General features: G+C 56.6%; 18 protein-coding genes. 9 read left to right on the top strand and 9 right to left on the bottom strand.

The window, feature by feature from the left end; genetic code table 11:
* Window positions 1-200 precede the first annotated feature (200 nt).
* Together JK176_RS07155 and JK176_RS07150 are read left to right on the top strand one after the other, a co-directional pair.
* A complete protein-coding gene (locus tag JK176_RS07155; RefSeq protein ID WP_408870686.1) occupies window positions 201-1,877 on the top strand; it encodes a phospholipase C in 1,677 nt (558 codons plus the stop codon).
* A 5-nt stretch (window positions 1,878-1,882) separates the two neighbouring features.
* Window positions 1,883-3,217 carry a cytochrome-c peroxidase gene (locus tag JK176_RS07150; protein ID WP_249194312.1) on the top strand — a complete coding sequence of 445 codons (1,335 nt, stop codon included), beginning with the start codon at window positions 1,883-1,885 and terminating at the stop codon, window positions 3,215-3,217.
* Between the two features lie 34 nt (window positions 3,218-3,251).
* On the opposite strand, the gene JK176_RS07145 is transcribed toward JK176_RS07150, so the two are convergent.
* The 6 genes from JK176_RS07145 to JK176_RS07120 form a co-directional block, all read right to left on the bottom strand.
* Window positions 3,252-4,709, bottom strand: coding sequence for a carbohydrate porin (locus tag JK176_RS07145; RefSeq protein ID WP_194262458.1), 1,458 nt, complete (start codon window positions 4,707-4,709; stop codon window positions 3,252-3,254).
* A complete protein-coding gene (locus JK176_RS07140; protein WP_211587231.1) occupies window positions 4,706-5,116 on the bottom strand; it encodes a heme-binding protein in 411 nt (136 codons plus the stop codon). The genes JK176_RS07145 and JK176_RS07140 overlap by 4 nt, the downstream gene beginning before the upstream one ends.
* 95 nt (window positions 5,117-5,211) lie before the next feature.
* Window positions 5,212-6,846, bottom strand: a complete 1,635-nt coding sequence (locus JK176_RS07135; protein ID WP_249194310.1) for a GMC family oxidoreductase — start codon at window positions 6,844-6,846, stop codon at window positions 5,212-5,214.
* Window positions 6,847-6,863: 17 nt separating this feature from the next.
* Window positions 6,864-8,327, bottom strand: a complete 1,464-nt coding sequence (locus JK176_RS07130) for a cytochrome c (RefSeq protein ID WP_211587230.1) — start codon at window positions 8,325-8,327, stop codon at window positions 6,864-6,866.
* 19 nt (window positions 8,328-8,346) lie between these two features.
* Entirely contained in the window at window positions 8,347-8,898 is a 552-nt protein-coding gene (locus JK176_RS07125) for a sorbitol dehydrogenase family protein (RefSeq protein WP_211587229.1), read from the bottom strand.
* A gap of 137 nt (window positions 8,899-9,035) precedes the next feature.
* The gene (locus JK176_RS07120; RefSeq protein WP_211587228.1) at window positions 9,036-9,962 is read right to left on the bottom strand and encodes a LysR family transcriptional regulator; all 927 of its coding nucleotides are present in this window, start codon (window positions 9,960-9,962) and stop codon (window positions 9,036-9,038) included.
* Window positions 9,963-10,130: 168 nt separating this feature from the next.
* On the opposite strand from JK176_RS07120, the gene JK176_RS07115 reads away from it, so the two are divergent.
* The 3 genes from JK176_RS07115 to JK176_RS07105 are packed head-to-tail and all read left to right on the top strand — an operon-like array spanning window position 10,131 to window position 14,955.
* Complete coding sequence (locus tag JK176_RS07115; RefSeq protein WP_211587227.1) at window positions 10,131-12,464, top strand: TonB-dependent receptor; 2,334 nt, start codon at window positions 10,131-10,133, stop codon at window positions 12,462-12,464.
* A gap of 40 nt (window positions 12,465-12,504) precedes the next feature.
* Window positions 12,505-13,791 carry an MFS transporter gene (locus tag JK176_RS07110; protein WP_211587226.1) on the top strand — a complete coding sequence of 429 codons (1,287 nt, stop codon included), beginning with the start codon at window positions 12,505-12,507 and terminating at the stop codon, window positions 13,789-13,791.
* A gap of 27 nt (window positions 13,792-13,818) precedes the next feature.
* Window positions 13,819-14,955 carry a M20 family metallopeptidase gene (locus JK176_RS07105; protein ID WP_211587225.1) on the top strand — a complete coding sequence of 379 codons (1,137 nt, stop codon included), beginning with the start codon at window positions 13,819-13,821 and terminating at the stop codon, window positions 14,953-14,955.
* Here the strand turns inward: JK176_RS07105 and JK176_RS15165 are convergent.
* On the bottom strand, window positions 14,952-15,356 hold the full coding sequence (locus JK176_RS15165) for a hypothetical protein (RefSeq protein WP_211587224.1): 405 nt from the start codon (window positions 15,354-15,356) through the stop codon (window positions 14,952-14,954). The genes JK176_RS07105 and JK176_RS15165 overlap by 4 nt on opposite strands.
* A 28-nt stretch (window positions 15,357-15,384) precedes the next feature.
* On the opposite strand from JK176_RS15165, the gene JK176_RS07095 reads away from it, so the two are divergent.
* From JK176_RS07095 to JK176_RS07080, 4 genes are all read left to right on the top strand, one after another.
* The gene (locus JK176_RS07095; RefSeq protein ID WP_211587223.1) at window positions 15,385-18,120 is read left to right on the top strand and encodes a TonB-dependent receptor domain-containing protein; all 2,736 of its coding nucleotides are present in this window, start codon (window positions 15,385-15,387) and stop codon (window positions 18,118-18,120) included.
* A 97-nt stretch (window positions 18,121-18,217) separates the two neighbouring features.
* Window positions 18,218-20,722 carry a zinc-dependent metalloprotease gene (locus tag JK176_RS07090; protein ID WP_211587222.1) on the top strand — a complete coding sequence of 835 codons (2,505 nt, stop codon included), beginning with the start codon at window positions 18,218-18,220 and terminating at the stop codon, window positions 20,720-20,722.
* Between the two features lie 49 nt (window positions 20,723-20,771).
* On the top strand, window positions 20,772-22,538 hold the full coding sequence (locus JK176_RS07085; RefSeq protein WP_211587221.1) for an amidohydrolase family protein: 1,767 nt from the start codon (window positions 20,772-20,774) through the stop codon (window positions 22,536-22,538).
* A gap of 66 nt (window positions 22,539-22,604) precedes the next feature.
* Window positions 22,605-23,516 (top strand): LysR family transcriptional regulator, encoded by a 912-nt coding sequence (locus tag JK176_RS07080; protein ID WP_211587220.1) that lies wholly within the window; start codon window positions 22,605-22,607, stop codon window positions 23,514-23,516.
* Window positions 23,517-23,568: 52 nt separating this feature from the next.
* Here JK176_RS07080 and JK176_RS07075 read toward each other — a convergent pair whose 3' ends face one another.
* A complete protein-coding gene (locus tag JK176_RS07075) occupies window positions 23,569-24,597 on the bottom strand; it encodes a methionine synthase (protein ID WP_211587219.1) in 1,029 nt (342 codons plus the stop codon).
* A 30-nt stretch (window positions 24,598-24,627) separates the two neighbouring features.
* Window positions 24,628-25,611, bottom strand: a complete 984-nt coding sequence (locus JK176_RS07070) for a DUF1852 domain-containing protein (protein WP_211587218.1) — start codon at window positions 25,609-25,611, stop codon at window positions 24,628-24,630.
* Window positions 25,612-25,726 lie beyond the last annotated feature (115 nt).

Raw genomic sequence — 25,726 nt, 5'->3', positions numbered from 1 at the left:
ATGCCGTGCATCATGAAAGATTCCGCGACGTGTCTGCGAAGCGCACCAAAATTGCACTGTCCGTTCTTCTCTCCCTGTCCGTTGCCGCTCCTGCCCTCAGTCAGGCCCGTGGCTGGAATCCCTGGAACGATCAGGGACAGAACCAGAATCAGGGTTCATTCCAGCATGGGTCCGAGACGCGGACGCCCATTCGTCATCTCGTGGTGATCTATCAGGAGAACGTCTCCTTCGATCATTACTTCGCCACCTATCCGAAGGCTGCGAACCCCACGGGAGAGCCAGGCTTTAGGGCGCGTCCGGGTACGCCGACAGTCAACAACCTGCTTTCGCAGGGACTGCTGGAGCAGAACCCCAACACCAATACGGCCAACGGATCTGACGCAGCGCTTCCGTTCCGTCTGGATCGTACGCAGGCCAGCACGGCTGACCAGAATCACGCCTATACGGCCGAACAGATGGCCTATGACAACGGCAAGGCGGACCTGTTCCCGCTCTACACGGGTAAGGGCACATCCGGCGGCGTTGGTGCTTTCGGCACCAAGGGGCAGGTTCTCGGCTATTACGATGGCAACACGGTCACGGCGTACTGGCGCTATGCACAGCGCTTTGCCATGAGCGACAATTCCTACACCGACACCTATGGTCCTTCGACGCCGGGTGCGCTTGAAGTCGTTTCCGGCCAGACGAATGGTCTGAAGCTGTTGGCGACCACGCAGAAGCCGTCCACCGTTGCCAAGTCGTCCGCGTATGTGGCTGACGGACAGGGTGGCTGGACGATGGTCAACGACATCGACCCCGGCTACGACGCCTGCTCCTCCACGACCAATCAGGGCATGATGACGGGTCGTAATATCGGCGATCTGCTGAACGAGCGTGGCATTACCTGGGGCGGCTTCATGGGGGGCTTTGACCTCACCGCCTCCAATACGGACGGGTCAACGGGTTGCTCGCGCACGACATATTCCAGCATCGTGTCCGAAAATGTTGCGGACTATATCCCGCATCACAACTGGTTCCAGTATTACCTCAGCACGTCCAACCCGACCCATGCCCGCCCGGCCTCGGTCAGCTCCATCGGATACAGCTACGTTCCGGGGACGGCGAAAAAGGAACCGGCAAATCATGAATATGATCTGAAGGATTTCTACGCCGCTGTGAAAGCCGGCAACCTGCCTGCGGTGTCTTTCGTGAAGCTCCCCGCCTATCAGGACGGTCATGCCGGCTATTCCGACCCGCTGGACGAGCAGGTTGGTGTGGTTGATGTGGTCAATGCCGTTCAGAAGCTGCCGGAATGGCAGGATACGGCGATCCTGATCGCTTATGATGACTCCGACGGCTGGTATGACCATGCCTATGTCGCGCCGACACATGGCTCTTTCGATGCCGCTGCGGACCAGCTGGGTGGCGCGGGGATCTGCGGTACCGGTACGGCTCCGACAGGTGTTGGCGGAAAGCCGGTCAATGGTCGTTGCGGACCCGGCACGCGTATCCCGCTGATCGTGATTTCGCCCTGGGCCAAGCAGAACTTCGTCAGCCATACTCTGACGACCCAGGCCTCCATCGCGCGCTTCATTGAAGACAACTGGCTCGGCGGCAAGCGTCTGGGGCAGGGCTCCTTTGACGCCACGGCTGGCAAGATCGACGATCTGTTCGACTTCCGTCACGACCCCAACACGGAAACGCTTGAACTCGACGATAACACGGGCGATATCGTTGCCACCCGTCACCCCCATCATGGCGGTGGCCATCATTCTTTCGGGCATGATGACTCACCGTTCGGCCATCACTCGGGTGACACGGCTTCCAACGATAACGCGCAGGGTTATTTCTCCTCCCTGCTGTCCTCGATCTTCTCCATGTTCTCACGCTATCTCTGATCTTTATGCCTGATTTTCACCATCGGATGCGGCCCGTTCTGGGTCGCATCGCTCTTCTCGCACTTCTCTGGACGGGAAGTGCTCTGGCGCAGCAGACTGGCTCCTGCCTTCCCGCAGAGGATGGCAGCAATCCCTGTCCTGTGTCGTTGCGGAGACCGGATGTTCATCCGCTCTCGCAGATGGCGGAAATCGGGAAACAGATCTTTCACGATCCTCTGATTTCCGGGTCTGGCCGACTGTCCTGCGCGTCGTGTCATGAACCCGGAAATCATTACGCATCCTCGGCTGCAACACCTGTGTTTCTGGGTGGTGCGCATCTGGATCTTCAGGGGCGGCGCTCCATTCCGACCCTGACCTATGCCGAGCGGAACCCCAATTTCAGCATCGGCCCTGATAATCCGACCAGCGAAGCCGCGCCCGCCATCGTGGCCAATGCGGCGGCTACGCAGCGTGGCGGAAAAAATGCGGCCAATCCGGGCGCTGCATCAGCGAACATGGTACCGCAGGGTGGCCTGTTCTGGGATGGTCGTGCCGACACCTTGCAGGAACAGGCCCTTGGCCCGCTCTACGATCCCGCCGAAATGGCATCGACGCCTGAAAAGGTGACGGAGCGCGTCATCCATGCGCCTTATTCGGACACACTGAAACAGCTTGCGGGTGCTGGCGCCAACGCCTCCTCTTCGCTCCTGCTGGCCGAGGCGATTTTTGCCATGGCCCGGTATCAGATCGAAGACCCGGCCTTTCATCGCTACAACAGTAAATTCGATGGATGGCTCGAAGGACACGAAAAATTTTCCCCTCTGGAACGGGAGGGATATCTGGCGTTCAACGACCCCGCAAAAGGCAATTGTGCGGCATGTCATGTCGATACGGTTGCCAGCACGCGCCTGCCGCCACTGTTCACGGATCACCAGTACGAAGCTCTGGGAGGGCCGCGCAACATGGCGCTCAAGGCCAATCACAACCCGTCTTCCTATGATCTCGGGGTCTGTGATCGTCAGCCTGACGGACGAACGGCTCTGAGTCTTTACTGCGGGATGTTCACCACGCCGACGCTGCGCAACGTGGCTACCCGCAAGGTCTTTTTTCATAACGGGGTTTTTCGTTCGCTGGAGGACGTACTTGATTTCTACGCCCTGCGCGACCTTGAACCCAAACGCTTCTATCCGGTTTCAAAGACCGGGCATGTCGAGGCGTACAACGATCTCCCGGCCCAGTATCGTGCCAATCTGGACAAGACTGACGCTCCATTCGATCGCAAACCCGGCGAGCAGCCTGCCATGACCCCGCATGATCGCGAGGCCATTATTGCGTTTCTCAAAACTCTGACGGACCGCTGAGGGAACTCTGTAGATCCTCTTTTGCAGGAGGATCTCAGAAATTCGACGTTAACTGCCCGCCGATGACGGCGGCGTCCTTGAACGTCGTCGTGGCTCCCGGGCGCTGAAGGTACTGAAAATCAGCCTGCAGGGTTGTGCCCCGCATGATGTGGGTGCTGTAAAAGGCCTCATAGACATTTTCCCAGTGCTGCACCCCGTAAACAGGGCCCCACTGATTGGCCAGATACGGCAGTCCGAGCGCCAGTGACGATTCCTGCTGAAGGGTCACGGTATGGCTCATGTCCATGTGCTGGAACATGATGCCGGCCTGATCGCCGCTTCGATGCCATGGAGTTCCGCTCTCGACGAAACCAATCCATTCGTGGTCGCGCATGGCAACAAGATTGCCCTGCGCATATCCGACGCCCCCAATCACGATCAGTCCGTCTGTCACGCCTGGTCCGTTGCGGACCAGCATCTGGTCGAACATGAACCAGGCTGATGTCATCCCGGCTTCATAGCGGCGTTCCAGACCCGTGGCCTGAAAGGAGTTGCCGTGGATGTCTTCGTAGAGGTTCGGATAGCGCGAGTTGTCGTACCAGGCTCCCAGCTTGTAATTGCCCCGCAATTTGTCTTTGCCAAAAGAGGGCATCCAGCCGATTTCGATCTGTGACGAAACTTTCCCCAGGCCGCTCTGGGCCAGGGCCCAGCCCGAAATGCCGCCGTTATAGCTGTGTGGAGACACCGCGAAAACGCCTGCCATGATATAGGTCTGCTCTGTCGGTCGTAGGCGCAACACGCCACCCAGATTCCCTGACGGCCAGTCACGTCCGCCGGGAACATATTTACCGGGAGCAAAGTTACTGCACACCGAAACGTTCATGAAGGAACAGGCGACGTAATCAAAAGCGAAGAAACTTCCCGTCGGAATGTCGCCAAGAGACAGGATGATGCGGTCGTTCAGGAAGGATTTATCCGCATACATGGAGACAAGATGCGCGATGACGTTACCGCGTGCGCCATAAATCTGTTCTGGATTGGTAACCGAATCGCCCAGAGTGTGGCTGAAGCTGCGTCCATGCCCGTTAATCACGAGAAGATGCGTCCAGAGCCCTTTAACGCCTGCAAGCTGTTGCCAGTCCACATCCAGTTCGGCCGCTACCTGACCGGCCAGCACGTTATCTCGCGTCCGGCCGCCGGTAACATTGCCCATGTATTCCTCATTGAGCGCGACATTGAGATACATGCCGTGCTTTGTCAGCCATGTCTGGGCTCCACCCCAGTCTCCGAATAGATGAGGGTTGCCGTACAGCGATGGCACGAGTGGGCCAACCGTGAATGTGCCCACGCCTTCCATGGCAAAAGCGCGGGATTTGTAAGAGTCAGGTGTCGCAAGGTTCTGGGAGGTCTCGCTCTGTGCGAGTGCCTGACGGCCGGGGCCAATGATCCCCAGAACCGCGCACAGGAAAAACCCGGCGAGTTTTTTCCTGTGCAGGAGACGTCGGGTTTTCATTCAGTGCTCTTTGCCTTTGAAGCCTGCAGGAACGTGGTGACTGTGGACTGGGCGAGATGGGCGTCGGTTTCGCCCTCGCCACCGCTCAGACCAAGGGCGCCTACGAGTTCGTTGTTCACCACGATCGGATAACCGCCACCTGCGGGAAGCGCGTTGGGCAGCGTGCTGATCATGTAGTTGCCGCTGTTGAGGGCATGTTCCATGTCGGCGGTGGGGCGGGCGAAAGACAGGGCTGTCTTGGCTTTACGGATAGCCAGTTCGATGCTGCCGAGCTGTGTGCCGTCCATTTTCTGGAAGGCCACCAGATTTCCGCCTGCATCGACAATCGCTATGGCCACGCGGTTATGACTGGCCGTTGCCAGCTTCTTGGCCTGCTCGATCAGAGTATTGGAAGTTGTCAGATTCACTGTCAGATCCTTCGCTGATGCAAAGCCTGTTATTGCGATGAGAAGACTGAGGACGACGCCCGTGGTCCTGCGTTGGAACATTGTTTTCAAAAGACCTATCCCTGTTTCAGATCATTGAGAATGGCGTCTGCGGCGCGCAGCGAGAGCGCAGCCATTGTCAAAGTCGAATTCACCGTTCCCGAGGCCGCCATCGTGGCACCTGTTGCAAGAAACAGATTGGCGTGATCGTGGGTTCTGAGCCACTTGTCTACGACGGAATCGCGCGGGTCGTGGCCCATGATGGTGCCACCGGTAATGTGGTTGTTAGGCGTGAAATACGGGCTCATCTCAATTTCCGTTCCGCCAAGGGCCTTGGCAATGTCCATGAGACGCTGCCGGGAAATAACAGCCGATTTACGCACATATTCGCCCACATCATAAGTCACTTCGGGGTGTGGAATGCCCAGAGCGTCCTTATGGTCCTTCGAAAGAACGAGACGGTTGTTCGGGTCGGGCAGGACTTCATGGTTGGCATAGATGTCCACGCCATGCGCCGTACGACGGCGGATTTCCTCATCCAGCTTCTTGCCGACCAGCCCCATGGAGAGGGCTTTCATGCCCGCGCGCGAGTTCTGGGCCGTATTGTTGTAACCAATCTGTGTTGCGGCATACTCCGAACGGAAGTCGCCGTCCCGGAAGTTGGTGATGGAACTCATCTGGACCGATCCGCCACCCGCCCAGATGGGCTCTGCGGACTGGAAGCTCATGCCGATGCCCGGATGGTCCATCATGTTCCGCCCGACGAGATCGGACGAGTTGGCAATGCCGTTGGGATTGCGGTCGTTGGCGGCAAGAAGCAGCAGCTTCGGGGTTTCGATTCCGTTGGCCGCCACGACGAATGTTTTGGCAACGACACGATGGGACTGTTTTTCGGGGTCGTAGAAGCGGATGGCAGTAATCTTGTTTTTCGCGTCCGTTTCCATCGCATAGACGACGGCGTTCGGAATGATCTTCGCGCCGAGCTTTTCGGCCTTTAATGCGGCATAGACGCCATTATACATTGCGCCAATCGGGCAGATTGGCATGCAGTTGTTGTTGCCGCAGCACTGGGGGCGGCCGTCATAGGGGCGGCTGTTACGGGCCTGTGGAACGGGAGTATTTGAAAAACCGAGCTTGCTGACCACCTCGGTAAAGGTGCGGTCTCCATAGCCATAAGGCATGGAGGTCATGGGCCAGGGGTTTTTGCGGGGTGCTGAGGGTATAATTTCTTCATCATTCGGCCCCATGACGCCCATTTCGCACTCGGCTTCATAGTAATAGGGTTCGAGTTCGTCATAGCTCATGGCGTAGTCGCGTCCGACGCCATAGGTGGAATGCAGTTTGAAATCATTGGGCAGGTAGCGCCAGCTCGACGCGGCCCAGTGCCATGTCGTGCCGCCAACGCCTTTGATGATGCCCTGCTTATAGGCCGTCTGGTCCGGGCCTTTGACGATCAGGTAATTGTTGTCCGGAAAATAGTTGGTATGAGGCGCCCACGGAACGCTGGGATAAGGCGTTGCGTAGTCGTACTGGGATTTGTTGTCGGGCGGCATGTTCCGCCAGTTCTCTACGATCTGCGAGCGGTCGCGGCGCGGACCGGCATCTAGCAGCAAAACGGAAAGCCCGTTACGGACGAGTTTATGGGCAAGCAGGGAGCCGCAGATTCCTGCTCCAATGATGACGACATCAGCCGAAAGCGTTTCACCAGACATGATATGATCCTTGAATTCTATTGAGCGACACGCTGTTTGCGACGGCTGACCAGCCACCAGATGCCACCCACCACGATGATGACCCCAAGGACACCACCGGCCCCGAGCAGGAGCATCACGCCCGGATTTGCGAGTTGGGCGAGCGGAACCTGCTTGCCGCCCATGCGGACCTGTTTGACAGCTTCTGCGGAAACCGTGGCCTGTGCGTTGCCAAAGTGGCTCAGAACGTAATCTGCGATTGTCGCGATCTGCTCATCCGTCAGCGGCTGAACCAGAGAGCCTGGGCCGAAAGCGGGCATCAGGATTTCGTGATTTTCCGTCGTACGATCCACGCCATACAAAATGCTGGCAATCAGGTCGTTCGGATTGCGCTGACCCGTCGTCGTGTTTCCCACGAGGGAGGGATAATATCCGTCAGGCGATCCTTTGCCGTTGGATTGATGGCAACTCGCGCAAACGGCTTCATACAATGCTGCGCCGTCTGTGGTCTGGGCCAGAGTGCTGTTGTTTCGGCGCGCATTGGCGTCTGCCACGCTGTAGCTGGATGGACGGCCGGAATGGGCGAAATTGGCGACGGTCTCTCCGGCTTCGGTCTTGGGCGGAACGGAACGGAGATAGGTCACGATTGCCGAAATGTCCGAATCCGGCAGATATTGAAGGCTGTGCTCGACCGCCTCAGCCATTGGACCAGCCGCACGGGCATGCGCTGTCTGGCCGGTTTTCAGATACTGAGAGAGATCCTGATCCGACCAGCCGCCAATGCCGCTTTGGGGATCATTGGTGATATTGGGTGCGCGCCAGGAGCCTATGTCTGCACCGGCGAGATAGGCGGACTGGTCCGGAGCGAGGAGAAAATTACGAGGTGTGTGGCATTCGCCACAATGGGCCAGTTCATCGACCAGATAACGGCCACGGTTCCAGTCGTCGTTATGGGTATGGTCGAAAACATAAGGCTTGCCTTCGATCCGTGCAGCAATTTTCCAGATGCCCAGAGAGGCGCGGATGGAAAACGGGAAGGGAAGCTGCGTCTTGGGTGAGGGGGCGTCTACAGGCTTCACCTCATTCATGATGTAGGCGTAGAGCGATTTGACGTCTTCATCCGTCAGGCGGTTATAGGCGTCATACGGCATGGCCGGATAAAGCTGTGCTCCATCGGCGCGAATACCGTGCCGCAACGCCTGCGAGAACTGCTCGAGCGTGTAATTTCCGATGCCATATTTTTTCGATGGCGTAATGTTTGTGGAATAAATATTCCCCATCGGAGAGGAAATGGCATATCCGCCAGCCAGAAACTGGCCATCGCGTCCGTTGGTATGACAGGCCGCGCAGTCCGCTGCGATCGCGAGATAGTGACCGCGACTGATGGAGGGACGATGGGCTGAGGCGGGTGTCGGCTCCGTCGGTTGCGCCAGAGCGGACGTTCCGGCGAGGAGCAGGACAGTCGTCAGGGCCGTGCCGGACAGGGGACGAAAATATCGCATGATCACTGAGATAATTCCCTTAGAATTCCGGCATGACAGCAACGGAAGCGGGCTCTGCAACCCAGTAATTCGGCCCGTTATGAGCATAGGTCGGGATGACGACGACATCGCGGGATGTCTGATACATCAGCGCTTTTTCGAAGGCGTAAACCTTGGCATTCGTTCCGCTTTCAATGACGCCCGAGTACCAGCCGCGAATAATCTGGAGGAGCGTGGTGTGCAGAGGATCACCGGTGAGGGCCGCCTCCAGCGCTTCGACATCCGGATATCCGTTTTTCGCAATACGCTCACGAAGGGCTGCGACCTGCGTGGGAAAATTCGGTTTCTGAGCCTCAAAAGCCAGGAAAAGTGCCGATCCAACACCGAGATCCAGGTTTTTATGGCCGGTTGCAAAGGTGGAAAGCTGCATGAAGTCGGAAATGCCATCACGATTTGAGGACACTATTTCTTGAGCAGAACTTTTTTTTGCCGAGCCTATGGCAACTGCCGTCAGACAGGCACCGGAAAGGGCCAGAAGCCGCCTGCGAGAGAGCGTGGCCGAAACCGGATTGGGATCAGAGAATGTGTCCAATGGCGCTCTCCTCAAGGAATAGCGTGATGTGTGATGCGCTTTCTTCCTGAGTTTTCGCCAATAATGGAAATGACTATTTCTTGTTCGCTCTGACAAAATGGTGATGCCAAATGTTTTTAAGAGGCAACGATTACGAGTCAGGCAGGAGTCTGGAACACTCCTGAATTGGCAGTCAGAATATCCCGCCACAGGTCGAATGCCGCTGGCATCAGACGTCGGCCGGCGCGCACGGCGGCATAACGTTCAAAGGATTTCGCAATAGGATGGTCCAAAGGAACGGCGCAGACGCGATTGAGATCAATATAATCCTGCGCGGCACCTTTTGTCATGAAGGCAATACCCAGATTATGCGCGACAAGGGACAAAGCTGTTCCGAACAGATCGCACCGGTAAGCCGGGAAACAGTTAAGCTGCCGGTCTTCCAGAATGGCATCGACATAGGTTTGTGCGGCAAAGTGGGACTGAAAGAAGATCAGCGGATTATCCACGATATCTTCCATGGTCACGGTGTCTCTTGTAGCCAGCGGGTGTGCGGCTGGCAGGATCGCGCATAACGGTTCGGTCTGGAACGGGCGGGCGTTCAGGATGGGGTCGCGCGCTGTGCCAGCGTAAATACAGACATCGACTTCATCATCACGCACCATCTGAACAAGCTGGGGCAGGGGAGCGGTGCGGATTTCAATGGTGATGCCGGGATGACTGGCGACGAATCTGTGCAGAACGGCCTTGATCAGAACGCTGACAATGCCTTCGCCGCTTCCGATCGTGACATGCCCACGTTCCAGTGTGCGGTATTCCTGAAGGCTGTTCTGGAAGCGCCGCGTCAGACGTGCGCGCTCGCGCCCATAATTACAGACGACTTCCCCCATTTCCGTCAGGGCCGTAATGCGCCCACGCTTCATCAGAAGGCTGAGGGCCAGTTGGTCTTCGAGGGCCGCAATCTGACGGCTGATTGTGGACGCATTGACACCGATGGCCGTGGCTGCGGAGCGGATGCTGCCAAAACGCGCGACTGCGTCCAGGTATTGCAGGGTTCGTTCGCTTAATTCATGCCCTCCAAACATTTCGTTACTCCGTTGCATTGGATGCAACATTCTTGTCGATGTTACGGCATGGATTCAATTGTTTTTTTAATATTTCATTTAAGAAACGAGTAGGGCTTTCCGGCTGTCGTCCGGGGTGTCCTGCAATCTGCCCTTGCGTATAGACAGGCCTCTATAAGGAAGCTTTTCATGGTGCTGCGCGTTCTTTCCCGGAGCTGTAAACTCACAACAGCGCTGGCATTCGGTACGGTTGGCGCAACTCTTTATGCCGCCGAAGCTGCGCCAACGCACCCAGTGCATTCCGTCAAACATGCGGCACCTTTGGGGAGCGCTCCGGTACGTCACAGAAATGCAGGCCATGCAACATTCCGAACGGCTACGGATGCCGAAACCATCAAAGTGACGACACGTAAGCTCCCGACGCGCTTCAATACAGAACAGCATGTGGGTTCCTCGACGACAATGATCAGCGCGGAAACGCTTCAGCAACGTGCGGTCATCACCACGACGGATATTCAGAAACTGGCGCCAAACCTGCAGATTGAAACTCAGTACGGTTCGAGTGCGCTGAATTTCCATCTTCGTGGTGTCGGTTTCAACGATCTGACCATGAACAATACGCCTTCGGTCATGCCCTATATTGATGGCGTGGCGTATCCAATTTCGTCCATGACATCAGGGCCTCTGTTCGATATCGAAAGTATTGGGGTCGATCCCGGACCATCCGGCTTTACGCATGGTCAAACCACGACGGGAGGCGAAGTCCGTATTACGACCAAGGCGCCGGAAAAACAGTTCCATGCCGGGATTGCTGAAGACTTCGCGTCTTATAACAGAAGCAAAACCGATGCGTTTGTCACTGGTTCCATCACGCATAACCTCCAGTATCGTCTGGCTACCGAACTTCTTGAAGGCGGCGGTTACTATACCAATCGTGACACAGGGCAGTCTCTCGGAGACCAGCATACCGGGGCGATCCGCGGCAAGCTGGCCTGGCAGCCGGATGAACAGACGGACGTCAATCTAACCGGATACTGGTCTCTGAACCGCTCGGAAGCTCCGGGTTTCAGGATCAATAACAACCTCTCGGCTTTTGCGGGACAGTATGGGCGCGATCTTGGCTATTACCAGACGGGCTGGGACATCAAGCCGGCGTTTGCGAAGCTGATCGGCTATCATGACACCAAACCTCAGTTCAATGATCTCAACTGGGGCTTTCATTTGGCCATGGCGCATCGGTTCCGGTTCGGGCAACTCGACATTTCAAGCGCCTACGATGCCGTTCAGCTTCATGAATATCAGGATCAGGACGGTATGCCGTATGCCACGGCAGATGATTATCGCACTCAGGTTGCGAATTCCTTCACGCAGGAAGTCAATTTTCACAACCTGAAAGACAGTACGAGCCGATTCAGCTGGGATGCCGGTCTTTATTACAACCGGATCATGCAGAAGCAGAACAACTATTATGATTTCTCGGATTACGCCCTGCGTGGGTACATGTCTGAAACGAGGTTCAGTTCGCCGCAAGAGACGTTCAACCAGTATGTCACGCTGGGGTACAAGGTTCTGAAAAACCTGCGTTTTGTTGGCAGTATCTCACATGAATCGGACTCCCGGCAGCTTGTCGATCTCACGACAATTCACTTTGGGCATAACGACCTTAATTTCGGAACGCATGGTGCGCTCGCAAACCAGTTTACCGGGAAGGTCGGGATTGAATATCAGGCGACGCCGACCAGTCTGTTTTACGCGGATATTCGCAAAGGCATGAAGCCCGGAGGGTTTACGGCCAATAATACGGTCGTGGCGCAGCAGGCACAGCCTATCAAGCCGGAAACAATTCTGGCCTATGAGATCGGGACGAAGAACGATTTCTTCGCCCACCGTCTACGGTTGAATGCCGCGGCCTTTTATTATGATTATCGTGATCAGCAGGTACTCGGGAACATTGTTGTTCCCAGTTATGGGTCTGTGGGGTCTTATGTCAGCGTGCCGCGCTCGACCATCTGGGGCGTTGAAGGCTCCATGGAGGCGCACCCCACGCGGGATCTGACCCTCACGCAGGTTGTGGGATATCAGCGGGGCGTTTATGACCAGTTTCATTCGATCAATGCGGCACAGGTGAACGCTTATTACGCCAAGACCGGTATCTGGCAGGCATTTTACAGCAACTATCATGGTGTTGACAGCGGCATTCCCAAGATTTCAATGAACGGATCTGCTGTTTATACCATTCATGTCCTTCCGCATTATCATGTTCTCTTCGATGTTGATTATTCCTATCGCGGTGCAGAAGGTCTGATTCCCGGCAACCCTCCTTACCGAACTGTTCCGGCCTATTTCCTTCTGAACTCGTTCCTGACGTTTGAGCCCAATTCGAGAAAATGGTCCGCCACAGTTTATGCGACCAATCTGGCCGACCGGAAATATGATCTAACGCGCTCTCAGGCCACGAATGTGCAGACAGCGATTTCAGGGCCGCCCCGGTTTATCGGTGGTCGTTTGAATTACAATTTCTGATGATGCCAAACGTCGTTACAGGCCAGAAGGGACAGCATGTATGACAGGCAGAAAAACCGCCCGGACGATCGCTGCCGCGACTGTCGGCAATGCGCTGGAGTTCTTCGACTTTACGGTCTTTACGGCTTATGCGGCCTATATCGGGGATTATTTCTTCGGCAGTACGGATGATTACGTCCGCGTTTTGCAGGCGGTTTCCGTGTTCGGTCTTGGTTTCGTCGCGCGGCCTCTGGGGGCTCTGCTGATCGGTTATTATGCCGATACGCGCGGGCGGAAAGCCGCCATGACCCTGACGCTGCTTTCGATGTGCGTCGGGTCTCTGCTGATTGCCATTCTGCCGGGCTACAAAGCGATCGGGATTGCCGCGCCGGCTCTGCTTCTTGTGGCGCGACTGCTTCAGGGGTTTTCGGTTGGAGGGGAGATGGGGCCTGCCACGGCGTTTCTGGTGGAGTCCGCACCCGATACGAAAACCTCCAGGCGGGCGGCGTCCTGGCAGCTTGCGAGCCAGTCCTTTGCGACCATCGCTTCCGGACTTCTGGGAGCCTTGCTGAGCCTTGTGCTGACCCATCATGAACTTGCCCGTTGGGGGTGGCGCATTCCGTTCGCGATCGGGGCCATGATTGGGCCGATCGGACTCTGGTTGCGGGGTGCGCTGGAGGAAACTCTTGTTCCCGAACCAGGGCAGCAGAAGCCGCCTCATATTCTGTCCGTTTTCACCGGAATGCCTGTGGAGGTTCTGTCGGGCATGCTGATCACGGCGGGCGGAACCGTGCTTCAGTATTTCTTTCTCTACTGTGCGCTGTTTGCTGGGAAAAACCTGCATTTCCATGCGCTTCCGGCCCTATCAGTGAATATTGCGATCGGTGCCGGTACGGCATTCGGAGCAATTGCCAGTGGGTATCTGGTGTCAACATTTGGCCAGACCGCGATTGTCGTGACCTGCCGCGTCATTCTGGCCTGTACGATTGTTCCGGTTTTCATGCTGTTTTCTCATGGCGCAGGGTTTCCGGTCGTTTTTTCGCTTCTGGGATTTCTGGCCATTTTCCATGGCGCGGCCTCGGGAACGGGTACCGGTATTCTCACGCGGCTGTTTCCAATGCCTGTCAGAACCGTGGGTGTGGGCTGTGCCTATTCTCTGGCCGTGACTGTGTTTGGCGGATCGGCCCAGCCCATTTTCACCGTGATTATCAACCGGACAGGTAGTTCTGTCTCATGGTGTTTCTATGTGGTGGTCATGGCCTTGCTGTCCACGGTTCCGTTCCTGTGGATGAGAAAGCGCCTGCGCGATACACCTGCCTCTTTGGCCGCCGGCCTTCATACGCCCTGATTTTCCAGTTCTCTGAAAGTTTTCTTTATGAAGATGTCATCTGAAGACCTGTCGTCGTTTCTTGCGGAACTTAAAGAATGGGTCAGTATTGAGACGCCGACCACTAATCCTGACAAGGTAAACGAATTGGGGCGACTGATCATGTCCAGCGCCCGCGATGTCGGGTTGGCGGCTGAAATTCACAGCGGCAATATGGACACCCGTGGTGTTCCGCTAGGGGATCATTTCGTTCTTTTCGATCCCGAACGGATGTCGAATGAAAAAGGTATTCTGCTGCTCAGTCATATCGATACCGTCCATCCCATCGGTACTCTTGCCCATAATCTGCCTTGGAAACAGGAAGGGGACAGGCTGTACGGGCCGGGTATTGCTGACATGAAAGCGGGCGTTCTTCTGGCGTTCCGGGCGCTGGCCAGACTGTCACGGCAGTCGCCTTTGCCCATACGAATGTTGCTTGTGTCGGATGAGGAAATTGGCAGCCCGTCATCCCGTCAGTTGATCGAAGAGGAAGCCTCCAAAGCCAGATATGTGCTCGTAACGGAACCGGGACGTCCGGGAAATGGCATCGTGAGCGGTCGAAAAGGCGTTGGGCGGTACTTCCTGTCATGTCATGGCCGCCCCGCTCATTCCGGTCGGGCGCATGCTGAAGGCCGCAGTGCAATCCGTGAACTGGCTCATCAGATTCTGGCTCTTGAAGCCATGACGGATGAAAGCCGGGGCATCACTGTCAATGTTGGTCTCATTTCCGGAGGCACAGGCGCCAATGTTGTGGCGGAACATGCGTCTGCGGTCGTTGATCTGCGTGTTCCGGATGCCGCGACTGGCATAGAAATGAATGAGCGTATTCTAGGCCTCAAAGCGGTTGATCCGGATGTTAGTTTCGTTGTCGAAGGCGAGATCAACCGCCCCGGATATGTGAAAAGCGCTGGGATCGCAGCGCTGGTTGAAAAAGCGCAAGCTATTTCCATTGCGGACGGTCAGATACTCTTTGACCTGTCTACGGGTGGGGGCTCGGACGGCAATTTTTCGGCCGCAATGGGAGTTCCGACCCTTGATGCGCTCGGCATCGTGGGAGACGGGGCACACACCCTTCAGGAATATATAGAAATCTCCAGCATCCCTATGAGATGGAACCTGCTGACCGAGTTGCTCCTCCAGCTTTAAGGCCCTTTTTTAGGCATCTGCCAGAATGTCTGGGAAACCTGCAGTCTGTGGGAAAAGACGTTCTGGTACTGTTCTAAATAATACAAAGCGCGAATATCTGACAAATTTCTTGTTTCAATCAGGCAACTTTCGTAAAAGTTTTTTTCATAATACCACACAGGATGTCTTAGAATGGCACAAACAGAGTTTCCGCTGGGTCGCTTTTCCCGCTCTCTTCTGTCAACGTCGATCCTGTGTGTTTTCCCGATGACGGCTGTGTGTGCGGCTGATGTGAAAGATGCTGCAACGCCTTCAGCAGAAGTCAAAAAAAATTCTTCAGAACGTTCCGGATACGAACACAGATCGGCTTCTGGAACCAGCGGAAAGGCTTCTGCAAAAAAGAAGGAATTGCAGAAAGTCACGTCTGTCAAAAGTAGCGCGGCGGAACAGGTGACGGTTACGGGGAGCCATATTGTCCGTAACGGCTTCAGTTCTCCAACGCCGGTGACAGTACTGGGGCATGAAGATATCGCTGCTCAGGTTCCGGCAAATATCTCCGATCTGGTGAACCAGCTTCCTGCGGTGACACAGGGGAGCACATCTGCGACCAGTTCGGGCTTTCTGTCTTCGGGGCTGGCTGGGATCAACTCCGTCAATCTTCGCGGTCTGGGGGCCAACCGTACACTGATCCTGATTGATGGTCAGCGGTCTGTGCCGTCGTCCATTACGGGGTTGGTGGACGTCAACACCATTCCGCAGAACCTTGTTGAGCGTGTGGAAGTTGTGACGGGCGGCGCTTCCGCGCAGTATGGTTCCGATGCGGTGGGCGGTGTCGTCAATTTTGTTCTGAACAAGAAGTTCTCGGGCGTGAAGCTCTCGGCCAATACCGGTTTTACGACTTATGCGGATGATCCGAATTACACGATCAACGCAACAATGGGAAAGACTTTCCTGAACGGGAAGCTCCATGTGCTGCTGGATGCGCAGTATTACCAGCAGTTCGGCGTGGATACGATTGATCGGTCCTGGAACGACAGCGGATATTTCCAGATCAACAACCCGGCCTATACGGCAACCAATGGTCAGCCACAGCGGCTTGTGGGGTCAGGATTTGGTCCCTCGACCTATACGTCGGGTGGTCTGATCAGTTCGGGGCCGCTTGCGGGAACGTATTTCGGAGCACCGGGGCAGACCGGGCAGCTTAAATATGGTGTGAGAAGTGCGGCTTCGAGCCCTTACATGATTGGTGGGGATACGGAGGAGACGCTGAAAGGGCATGTGGGGACCAACTCGCTGACCCCGAGCGAGGAGCGCATCAGCGTCTTTAACCGCACGTCCTACGACATCAGCGAGCATACCGAGATCTTCGGCCAGTTTTCCTGGAACAAGTATATCGGGAGCAGCTATTACCAGCAGACGCCCAGTACCGGGGTTACGATCAACCGCGACAATGCCTATCTGAATCGCGATTATTCACAGGTCGCCAGCCAGATGGCTGCGGCCGGTCTGAATTCGTTCAATATGGGAACGAGCAATGCGGGCTTTCCGGTGCCGGGAAGCGATGTGAGCCGTCAGGTGTTTCGTTATGTCGGCGGGATGAACGGGAAGTTCAAGTTTGCGGGGAATAACTGGCACTGGGACTGGTATTACCAGTACGGTCGGACTCTTGATGATATTCGGCTGAAGAATACCTGGAATGTGTCGCGGATGGCTCTGGCTCAGGATGCCGTGCTGCATAATGGCCAGATCATGTGCCGTTCGACCATCAGCAATCCCGGCAATGGTTGTGTGCCGATTGACCGTCTTGGCACGAGCGGGCCGTCTGCCGCCGCGCTGAATTACATTTATGGTGGTCAGACGGGACAGCCAGCGCGTGAGCAGGTGCTTCAGCAGCATGTCGCCTCCTTCGATATCGGGGGGGACATGTTCCATCTGCCGGGCGGAAATGCAGCCATTGCCATGGGGGGCGACTGGCGGCGTGAGTCGGTGTCGGGCTATGTGAACTCCGCCTATCAGTCAGGCTGGCAGTACGGGAACTTCCTGGCCAACAAAGGCTCCTATAACGTCAAGGAAGGCTATGTTGAGCTTGATCTGCCGGTTCTGAAGGGCGTCGATATCAATGGTGCCGGGCGTTATACGGATTATTCCACATCCGGAAGCGTCGAGACCTGGAAGACGGGTGCGACTTATGCGCCTATTCAGGACATCAAGTTCCGTGGGACGTACAGCCATGATATCCGCGCGCCCAATCTGAACGAGCTTTATGCTGCGGGAACATCGCTGAACAATACCGTGGTTCTGCCGGCGAATTCGCCCGATCCGGGTTCACAGCCGTTCACGCAGATCCGGACTGGCAACACCAGTCTTTCACCGGAAACCTCTAACACCTGGACGGTAGGAACGGTTCTCAGTCCGCGTTTCCTGCCCGGTTTTATGGCGTCGGTTGATTATTACAGCATCAATATCAGCAATGCGATCGGGACCGTCACCGGGCAGAACGCTGTTGATTTCTGCTATTCCGGCGGAACGGCCTGGTGCAACAACATCCATTATTCGAATGGCGTGTTGCAGAGCATTCTGTTGCAACCGTTCAACTTTGCCAGCCAGAAGGAGCGGGGGCTGGATATCGAGGCGAGCTACAGGTTCCGCCTTGCGAAGATCTGGAAGAAGCTGCCGGGGACATTCTCGGTCCATGGCGAAATCACGCACTACATCTCCAATACGGTTGATAACAACGTCTATCCGATCAACTATGCCGGGGTGAATGGCGGTAGTCTGTCGGGCGATTACAGCGCGCCGAAATGGAATTACCGGATCAGCTCTTTCTATAAGGTGGACAACTATACATTCAATCTCGTGGCGCGTGGTTTCAGCTCGGGTGTGTATGGCAACGACTATGTCCAGTGCACCACGAACTGCCCGGTTTCGACGCCGCAGCATCGGACGATCAACAACAACCACATCAAGGGTGCCGTCTATTTCGATACGTCCATCGCTTATGATTTCACGGCCTATAACCACCCTGTCAGAGCGACGTTCGTCATGAACAACATGCTCAATTCGAAACCGGTTCTGATCGGGAGCGGGCCTGACGGAAACAACGTGCCTGCCTATGCCCAGACCAATGAGTCCCTCTACAATTATCTGGGAAGGGTTTTCCGCGTCGCCGTTACTGCGAATTTCTGAAAACAGGCCGTTTATCGCCTCCGGAAAAGGGCGGATTGTGTTCGGGAATGGTCTCCTGAACTTCTTCGCTCTTTCCCGGAGAAAGCAGGAAGTCTTCATGTTGCCTTTGAAATTTTTCCACCCGTCACGAAATTTCCGTTTTCTGCTTCTTGTGAGCACCATTGCGACTGCGGGTCTGGGGATCGGGGTGTCGGCGTCTGGTCAGGAGGCGAAAGAGGCGCCACTGCTGGCTGTTCGTGTCGATGCCCATAACGGAAAAATACTGGTTTCGCTTCCCGCGCCGGACAGTGATGGGCTGTATGGACGCTATCTTTATGCCAGTGCGCTGCGGACAGGGATCGGGTCGGCCAATATCCGGCTGGATCACGGGATGCTCGGGCCGACGCATATTCTGGCTTTTCGCCGGATCGGCTCGCGGGTTGCGGTGATTTTTGAAAATCCGAAATTCCTGTCCCAGGGGGATGCGGACGTTCGGGAAGGGGTCAAGCGGAGCTTTCCGTTCAGCGTGATTGCGATGCTGGATATCGTTTCGGTGGATCAGGCTGGCCATACGGTGGTCGATCTCACGCCTTTTTATACCCATGACACGATGGCCATTGCCGACACGCTGAATGGCGGCGGGATGAAGCTGCCGGATACGGTCGAGGCCGGGGGGAAGGGATTTCATCAGCTTGCCGCCCTCAGTCAGGTGGACTCAGCGAGCGTCAAGGCTTTTCCCGACAATATCGAGGCGGAATCCGTTCTGACGTTCGCGTCCGACAGTCCGGGAAAGGAAGTCAGCCAGCTTTCCCCTGATCCGCATCAGATCAGCTTCATTGTCCATCATTCGCTCGTGCGTCTTCCGGGGGCGGGATATGTGCCGCGCAAGCTGGATATCCGCTCGGGCAGTCATGGGACGGCGGTTTATGATTTCGGGGCACCGTTGGGACAAAATGTTCTGATCGAGTATGCCAACCGTTTCCGGCTGGTCAAAACCGATCCGTCCGCAGCGCGCTCGCGGGTTGTGAAGCCGATCGTTTATTATATCGACAATGCCGCGCCCGAGCCTGTGCGGAGCGCTCTGGCCGAGGGGGTCGCCTGGTGGAACAAGGCATTTGATGCGGCCGGGTATATTGACGCGTTCCAGGTGAAGATCCTGCCGCCGGGCGTCGATCCGCAGGATATCCGCTATAACATCGTCAACTGGAATGAACGTCAGACCCGAAGTTATTCCTACGGGATCAGTGTGATTGATCCGCGGACGGGCGAAGTGCTGCGCGGAAACGTGGTGCTGGAAGGGCTTCGGCTCCGGCAGGATATCATCATCTTCGAGGCGCTGGCGGGGACTGAGGACGAGAATACCGGCCGTGCCGATGATCCCGTCCGGATTTCGCTGGACCGGCTGCGGCAGCTTGGCGTTCACGAGGTGGGTCATACGCTTGGCCTTGTGCATAATTTTTATGCCAGCACGCAGGACCGTGCCTCCGTCATGGATTATCCCGGCCCCCGGATTGGGATAACGGGCGATAAGCTCGATTTTTCCGATGCCTATGCGAAGGGTGTCGGCTCCTGGGACCGCTATGCCATCGACTGGTTGTACGGTCAGCCGAAGCCTGGCGAGGATCCGGAGAAGGCCGCGGCGCTCAAGGCCAAAGCGATCGAGGCGCAGGGCATGCGTTTCGGCACCGATATCGACGGCCGGGACAGCGATTCCGCACTCGCGGGCAACAATATGTGGACGGATGGCGGCGATACGCCGGACGATCTGCGGCAGATGCTGAAGGTGCGTGAGATCGCGCTGTCGCATTTTGGGCCTCATGTCCTGCATCCGGGAGAGCGGCTGTCTGACCTGCGTCGCAAATTCGTTCCGCTCTGGCTGGTGCATCGTTATGACGTCGAGGCTGTCGGCAAGCTGATCGGTGGGCTGGATTACCGCTATGCCGTTGTTGACGGACAGAGTCCGCTGCCGGTCTCGGTTGATGCGAAGCGGCAGCATGCGGCGATGGATGTCCTGCTAGAGACGCTGTCTCCGAAGGTGTTGAGCGTTTCGCCCGCGCTGACGCTCATGCTGTCGTCTGGTGTGAATGGCAATGCTGATCCGCAATACGATACCGAAGTCTTCCGGATGGCCGGGTCTTCCACTTTTGATCCGCTCAATGCGGCGGAGACGGCGGCCGAGATCACGCTGCATTCCCTGCTCGGGCCGGGCCGTCTGGAGCGGATGGTTCTGCAGCATGCCCGCGATCCTGCGCTGCCCGGCCTTGACGATCTGCTGAACAGGCTGACGGCTGATGTCGCGTCCCGGCATCAGACGGCTCTGGAGCGGCGGATTGCCTATCGGACCATTCTCAGCATGGCCCAGACGCGCGACGATCCGCATACCTCGCCGGATGTTGCGCTGGCTCTTTCCGGGGCTATTCGGCAGGTGGCCGGGAGTTTGGCGGCGTTCAAAGGGCAGGGGGATGAAGCGGTCTGGTGTCAGGAAATGAGTGTCCTGCTGCATGATCAGGCGCGTCTGGGGCGTGAGGCATTAAAAACAACGCGGCCAGCCGCCAATATTCCGCCCGGAACACCCATCGGCGGGGGCGAAGGAGGGTGGCTTTCGGAAGATGCCCCAATCTGAAACCGGCCATTTCCGAGCCAGACTGAACGCCGAGGACTGAAAGACGCAGATGATGAAACGAACCCTGATGACCGCGAGCCTTGGAGCAGCGTTTCTGTGCGCTGCTGTTCCGGCGGCGATGGCGGAGACGACCGCCATCGTCGGCGGTGTCGTTTTTGACGGCACGGGCGCTCCGGCGGCGCGGAAGACCATTGTGATCCGTGATGGCAGAATTGCGGAGGTTGGAAAGGACATCGCCATTCCTTCCGATGCGCATGTCATTGATGTGCACGGCATGGCTGTCACACCGGGACTTTTCGATCTTCACACGCACTGGACCGTGGCGGGTGAGCCCACTGATTTTCCGTCCATCGCCGCCGCCTATCTGCGTTCGGGTGTGACGACGGTCAGCGATTTTAACGAAGCGCCGGAAGCCTATGCGCCCTTGCGGGCTTGGCTGACGAAGCTCTATGCGCCGCATGTCAATTTTGCGGCCCGGATCAGCACGCCGGGCGGCCATGGTGCGGACTGGGCGGACCAGAACACGACACGCTGGATCAGTTCTCCGGACAGCGCGAAAGCCGCGATTGACGCGGTGGTGGCGTATCATCCGGACCTGATCAAGATTTTCTCGGATGGCTGGCGCTATAACCGCATGCCCGACAACACCAGCATGAACGAAGCCACGCTGGCGGCGGCCGTGGCGGAGGCCCATGTCAAGGGTCTCAAGGTCATGACCCATACCCTGACCGTCGAACGGGGGCTGATTGCGGCGCGGGCAAAGGTTGATTCGCTGGCGCATGGTCTTCAGGACCGGGTGCTGACCGAGGACGAAGTCGGCGTTATCCGGGAGAGCGGGATGGGTGAAATCCCGACACTTTCGGTTTTCGATCCGGACAAATGGGTTCATTCTTCCGACCATAAGGTCGTTGCGAACAGCGTCCTGTTCGACAATGCACTGCGCAATGTCCGCAAGCTCTTCCGCGCGGGCGTCGTCATCGGTGTGGGAACGGACGCGGGGATGCCTGCGACGCCGCATGGTCTTTCAACGCTTCATGAACTTGAACTTCTGGTCCGTGCCGGTCTGACGCCGGCGCAGGCCCTTACGGCTGCGACGCATTCCAGTGCGGTCCTGATCGGACAGGACAAGGACCGCGGTGTTATCGCACCGGGTCTGCGGGCGGATATCACGGTTTTTGATGGACGGCCCTGGGAGACGATTTCCGACATTCATCATGTGGCAATGACCATGGTGGATGGAAAGCCGCTCTACGGGCTTGAATCTCTGCCTGCCGACGGGCGGCCCGGATGGCCTGCGCCGGTGCCTGCCGCGAAACTTGTGGATGATTTTGAGCGGACGGATGGGCGGTCCTCGTTGGATACGCTGCGGACCGACACGATGGATCGCGGACCGGACCGCACGGTCGAGGTCTCCGGAGTCATGCCGCGCGAGGCGGGCAAAGGGCATGTGCTGTTCATGACGGCGACCATGGCACAGCAGAAGACGCCTTATGCGGGTGTCTCCGTGCCGCTTTCGACGGGCGCGATCCTGCCCGTGGATGTCTCGGCCTATCATGGGATTTCCGTTGAGGTGCGGGGATCATCCTGCGATGCGCGCATGACGGCCAATGGAACGGTCGGAGCGTCTTGGAGCGCATCCCTGCCGCTGTCTGGGCACTGGCAGACGATCCGGGTTCCGTTCATCAGTCTGACCAGCGTGGACAATCCGCATCACAGGGGCTGGACAGGCCGGGACATCACCGATCTGGAGATCGGTCTTTCCTGTGCTCCGGGAACGACCGCGTGGCTTCAGGCCGACACGCTCAAATTCTACTAGGCGCAGGGCTTCAGGAAGAACATTTCCCTGTCGGCATATGAGTTTTGTGCATATGACTGACAGGGTATGGCCATTCTCGAACGTAATCATCTGACCATCATTCAGGAAGTCGCCCGGGAGGGGTCGCTGACGGCTGCTGCGGCGCGACTGAACCTGACCCAGCCTGCTCTGAGCCATGCGGTTCGCAAGATCGAAATCCAACTTGGCGTGAAGATCTGGCGTCGGGAGGGACGGTCGCTGGTTCTGACGCAGGCGGGGCAGTGGCTGCTTTCGCTTGCGAACCGGCTTCTGCCACAGTTTTCTCTGGCTGAAGAGCGTCTGGAGCAGTTTGCCAATGGAGAGCGCGGTACGCTGAGGATCGGGATGGAGTGCCATCCGTGTTATCAATGGCTGCTCAACGTCGTCTCGCCGTATCTGGAACGCTGGCCGAAAGTCGATGTGGATGTCAGGCAGAAATTCCAGTTCGGAGGGATTGGGGCGCTGTTGGGTAACGAGATTGATATCCTCGTAACGCCTGATCCGCTCTACAAGCCGGAACTGAAGTTCACACCCGTCTTTGACTATGAACTCGTTCTTGTTGTCGGAAGCGGCCACAGATTGCGCGATGTTCAATGTGTCACACCTGAGCAACTGGCGGATGAGACCCTCATCACTTACCCGGTGCCGACGGAACGACTGGATATTTACACGCAGTTTCTACAGCCCGCCGGGATTGCGCCGCGCCAGCAGAAGCAGATCGAAACGACGGATATCATGCTGGTCATGGTGGCGCATGGCCGGGGTGTGGCGGTTCTTCCCCGATGGCTGGTGGAGGAATACGCCACACGCTTTGATCTGCATGCCATCAGGATTGGCAAACATGGCATTGCAAAGCAGATTTTTCTGGGACGGCGCGAAACGGACGAGGACGTCCAGTATCTCACCAATTTCATAAAATTTGCGGCCAGTCCCGGGGATCAGGACGTTCTGATCCCGTAAAACAGGACGTGGAGTGGAGGCCGCTATGCCGACCTCCACTCCGTCAGACAGGTCAGCCCAGAAGTTCTTTCCGAACGATTGCAGCACCTGCGCTCAGGGCGTTTAGCTTTCCCGTTGCGACCTGGCGGGACAGCGGGGTCATTCCGCAGTTGGTCGACGGATACAGCTTGTCCGCATCGACGAACTGAAGGGCCTTTCGCAGCGTGTTGGCGACGTCTTCTGGTGTTTCAACGGTGCTGGTGGCTACGTCGATGGCGCCGACCATCACCTTCTTGCCGCGGATAAGTTCGATGAGATCCATCGGAACGCGCGAATTCTGGCATTCCAGCGAGATCAGATCGATGTTCGACCGCTGCAGCTTGGGGAAAATCTCCTCGTACTGTCTCCACTCCGAGCCCAGAGTGTTCTTCCAGTCGATATTCGCCTTGATGCCATAGCCGTAGCAGATATGGACGGCGGTTTCGCATTTCAGGCCTTCAATGGCCTTTTCCAGCGTTGCAATGCCCCAGTCATTCACTTCGTCGAAGAAAACGTTGAAGGCAGGTTCATCGAACTGGATGATGTCCACGCCAGCCGCTTCAAGTTCACGGGCTTCCTGGTTCAGGATGCGGGCGAACTCCCAGGCCAGCTTTTCACGGCTCTTGTAATGGGCGTCATGCAGCGTATCGATCATGGTCATGGGGCCGGGGAGGGCCCATTTGATCGGCTTGTCCGTGAGCTTGCGCAGGAACTTGGCGTCTTCGACGAAGACGGGCTTTTCGCGCGACACGGCACCCACGACGGACGGCACGCTGGCGTCGTAACGGTTGCGGATCTTGACCGTCTGGCGGTTCTCGAAATCGACGCCGCTCAGATGTTCGATGAATGTCGTGACGAAATGCTGGCGCGTCTGTTCGCCGTCGCTGACAATATCAATGCCGGCACGGTTCTGGTTATCCAGCGTCAGGCGCAGGGCGTCCTGCTTGCCTTCGACCAGCTCGTCACCCTGAAGTTTCCAGGGGGACCAGAGGGTTTCCGGCTTCGCGAGCCATGACGGTTTCGGCAGGCTGCCAGCGGTCGAGGTCGGGAGAAGTGTTTTCATGATGATTACGGCCTTGGTGTCTTTGATGGATCAGGCGGGAAACTGGGCAGACCACTGTCCCAGAATGTCCTGATACGGCTTGATGAAGCGTTCTTCCGTGAACACGCCCTGTTCAACGGCCAGCCTGCTGCGCTCCTCACGATCGTAAACGATGCGGGTCAGCGAATAATCCTGATGCTTCAGGGTGGGCTGATAGCAGTCGGATGCCGGGGAATTGGCATTGTAGATTTCCGGCCGGTAGATTTTCTGGAAGGATTCCATCGTGCTGATCGTGCTGATCAGTTCCAGATCGGAATAGTCTGACAGAAGGTCCCCGATGAAATAGAATGCCAGCGGCGCGGTGGCAAAAGCGGGCATGAAATACCGGACTTTCATGCCCATTTTCCCGAAATACTGATCGGTCAGGGAAAATTCGCGCTGTTCGTATTCGGTCCCCAGAACCGGGTGATGGTTTTCGGTTCGGTGATAGGTTCTGTTGCTGGAAACGCTCAGGCAGATGACGGGTGCCTTGCCAAACAGGGCTTTGTAGTCAGCCGAATGGATCGCCGCCTTGAACAGATTGCCATGCAGATCCCCGTAATGCTCGGGAACCTGAAACTCTGAACGGCCCTGATTGTGTTTCAGAAGCAGGACGCTGAAATCATAATCGCGAACATAGGACGAAAAACTGTTTCCCGAGAGGCCCGGGATCCGCTCGTTTTTAACCTTGTCGACAATGGTCGTGTTGAGAATTTCAATGAGCGGAAAGACGTCACGCTTTGCATCAGCATTGATGTTCATTTCGATGGAAATGATTTCAAGCTCAATGGAATAGCGATCTGCCTTGGGGTTGTCCCAATGCGCGAGGGAATTGAAGCGGTTATCGATCATCTGCAGAACTCTCTGCAGGTTTTCTCGCCGGTGTTCACCTCTGGCCAGATTGGCGAAATTGGTTGTCAGGCGTGTGTCGTCCGAAGGCGTATAGTCTTCGTCAAACCGGGTTTTTTTGATAGAGAACGTAAATTCGGCAGACATTCCTGTTTCACCTTGCTCGGGCAGAAATTCTCCAGATCATGATGGGATCTGTAGAGAATTTTACGTGTGTGCAGCTTCCAATCGGCAGTTTTCAGGCCGGTTATGTTGAGACGCG

Origin of the sequence: Gluconobacter sp. Dm-73 (assembly GCF_018256215.1) — a bacterium.
GTDB lineage: Bacteria > Pseudomonadota > Alphaproteobacteria > Acetobacterales > Acetobacteraceae > Gluconobacter > Gluconobacter cadivus.
The sequence above is the reverse complement of the archived record's forward strand: the minus strand, read 5'-3'. Positions and strand labels throughout refer to the sequence as shown.

Bases quoted from the DNA above. Each gene is read 5' to 3' on its own strand.
- JK176_RS07150 (WP_249194312.1), top strand. From the start codon at position 1,883: ATGCCTGATTTTCACCATCGGATGCGGCCCGTTCTGGGTCGCATCGCT.
- JK176_RS07145 (WP_194262458.1), bottom strand. From the start codon at position 4,709: ATGAAAACCCGACGTCTCCTGCACAGGAAAAAACTCGCCGGGTTTTTC.
- JK176_RS07135 (WP_249194310.1), bottom strand. From the start codon at position 6,846: ATGTCTGGTGAAACGCTTTCGGCTGATGTCGTCATCATTGGAGCAGGA.
- JK176_RS07130 (WP_211587230.1), bottom strand. From the start codon at position 8,327: ATGCGATATTTTCGTCCCCTGTCCGGCACGGCCCTGACGACTGTCCTG.
- JK176_RS07120 (WP_211587228.1), bottom strand. From the start codon at position 9,962: ATGTTTGGAGGGCATGAATTAAGCGAACGAACCCTGCAATACCTGGAC.
- JK176_RS07115 (WP_211587227.1), top strand. From the start codon at position 10,131: ATGGTGCTGCGCGTTCTTTCCCGGAGCTGTAAACTCACAACAGCGCTG.
- JK176_RS07110 (WP_211587226.1), top strand. From the start codon at position 12,505: ATGACAGGCAGAAAAACCGCCCGGACGATCGCTGCCGCGACTGTCGGC.
- JK176_RS07105 (WP_211587225.1), top strand. From the start codon at position 13,819: ATGAAGATGTCATCTGAAGACCTGTCGTCGTTTCTTGCGGAACTTAAA.
- JK176_RS07090 (WP_211587222.1), top strand. From the start codon at position 18,218: ATGTTGCCTTTGAAATTTTTCCACCCGTCACGAAATTTCCGTTTTCTG.
- JK176_RS07085 (WP_211587221.1), top strand. From the start codon at position 20,772: ATGATGAAACGAACCCTGATGACCGCGAGCCTTGGAGCAGCGTTTCTG.
- JK176_RS07080 (WP_211587220.1), top strand. From the start codon at position 22,605: ATGGCCATTCTCGAACGTAATCATCTGACCATCATTCAGGAAGTCGCC.
- JK176_RS07075 (WP_211587219.1), bottom strand. From the start codon at position 24,597: ATGAAAACACTTCTCCCGACCTCGACCGCTGGCAGCCTGCCGAAACCG.
- JK176_RS07070 (WP_211587218.1), bottom strand. From the start codon at position 25,611: ATGTCTGCCGAATTTACGTTCTCTATCAAAAAAACCCGGTTTGACGAA.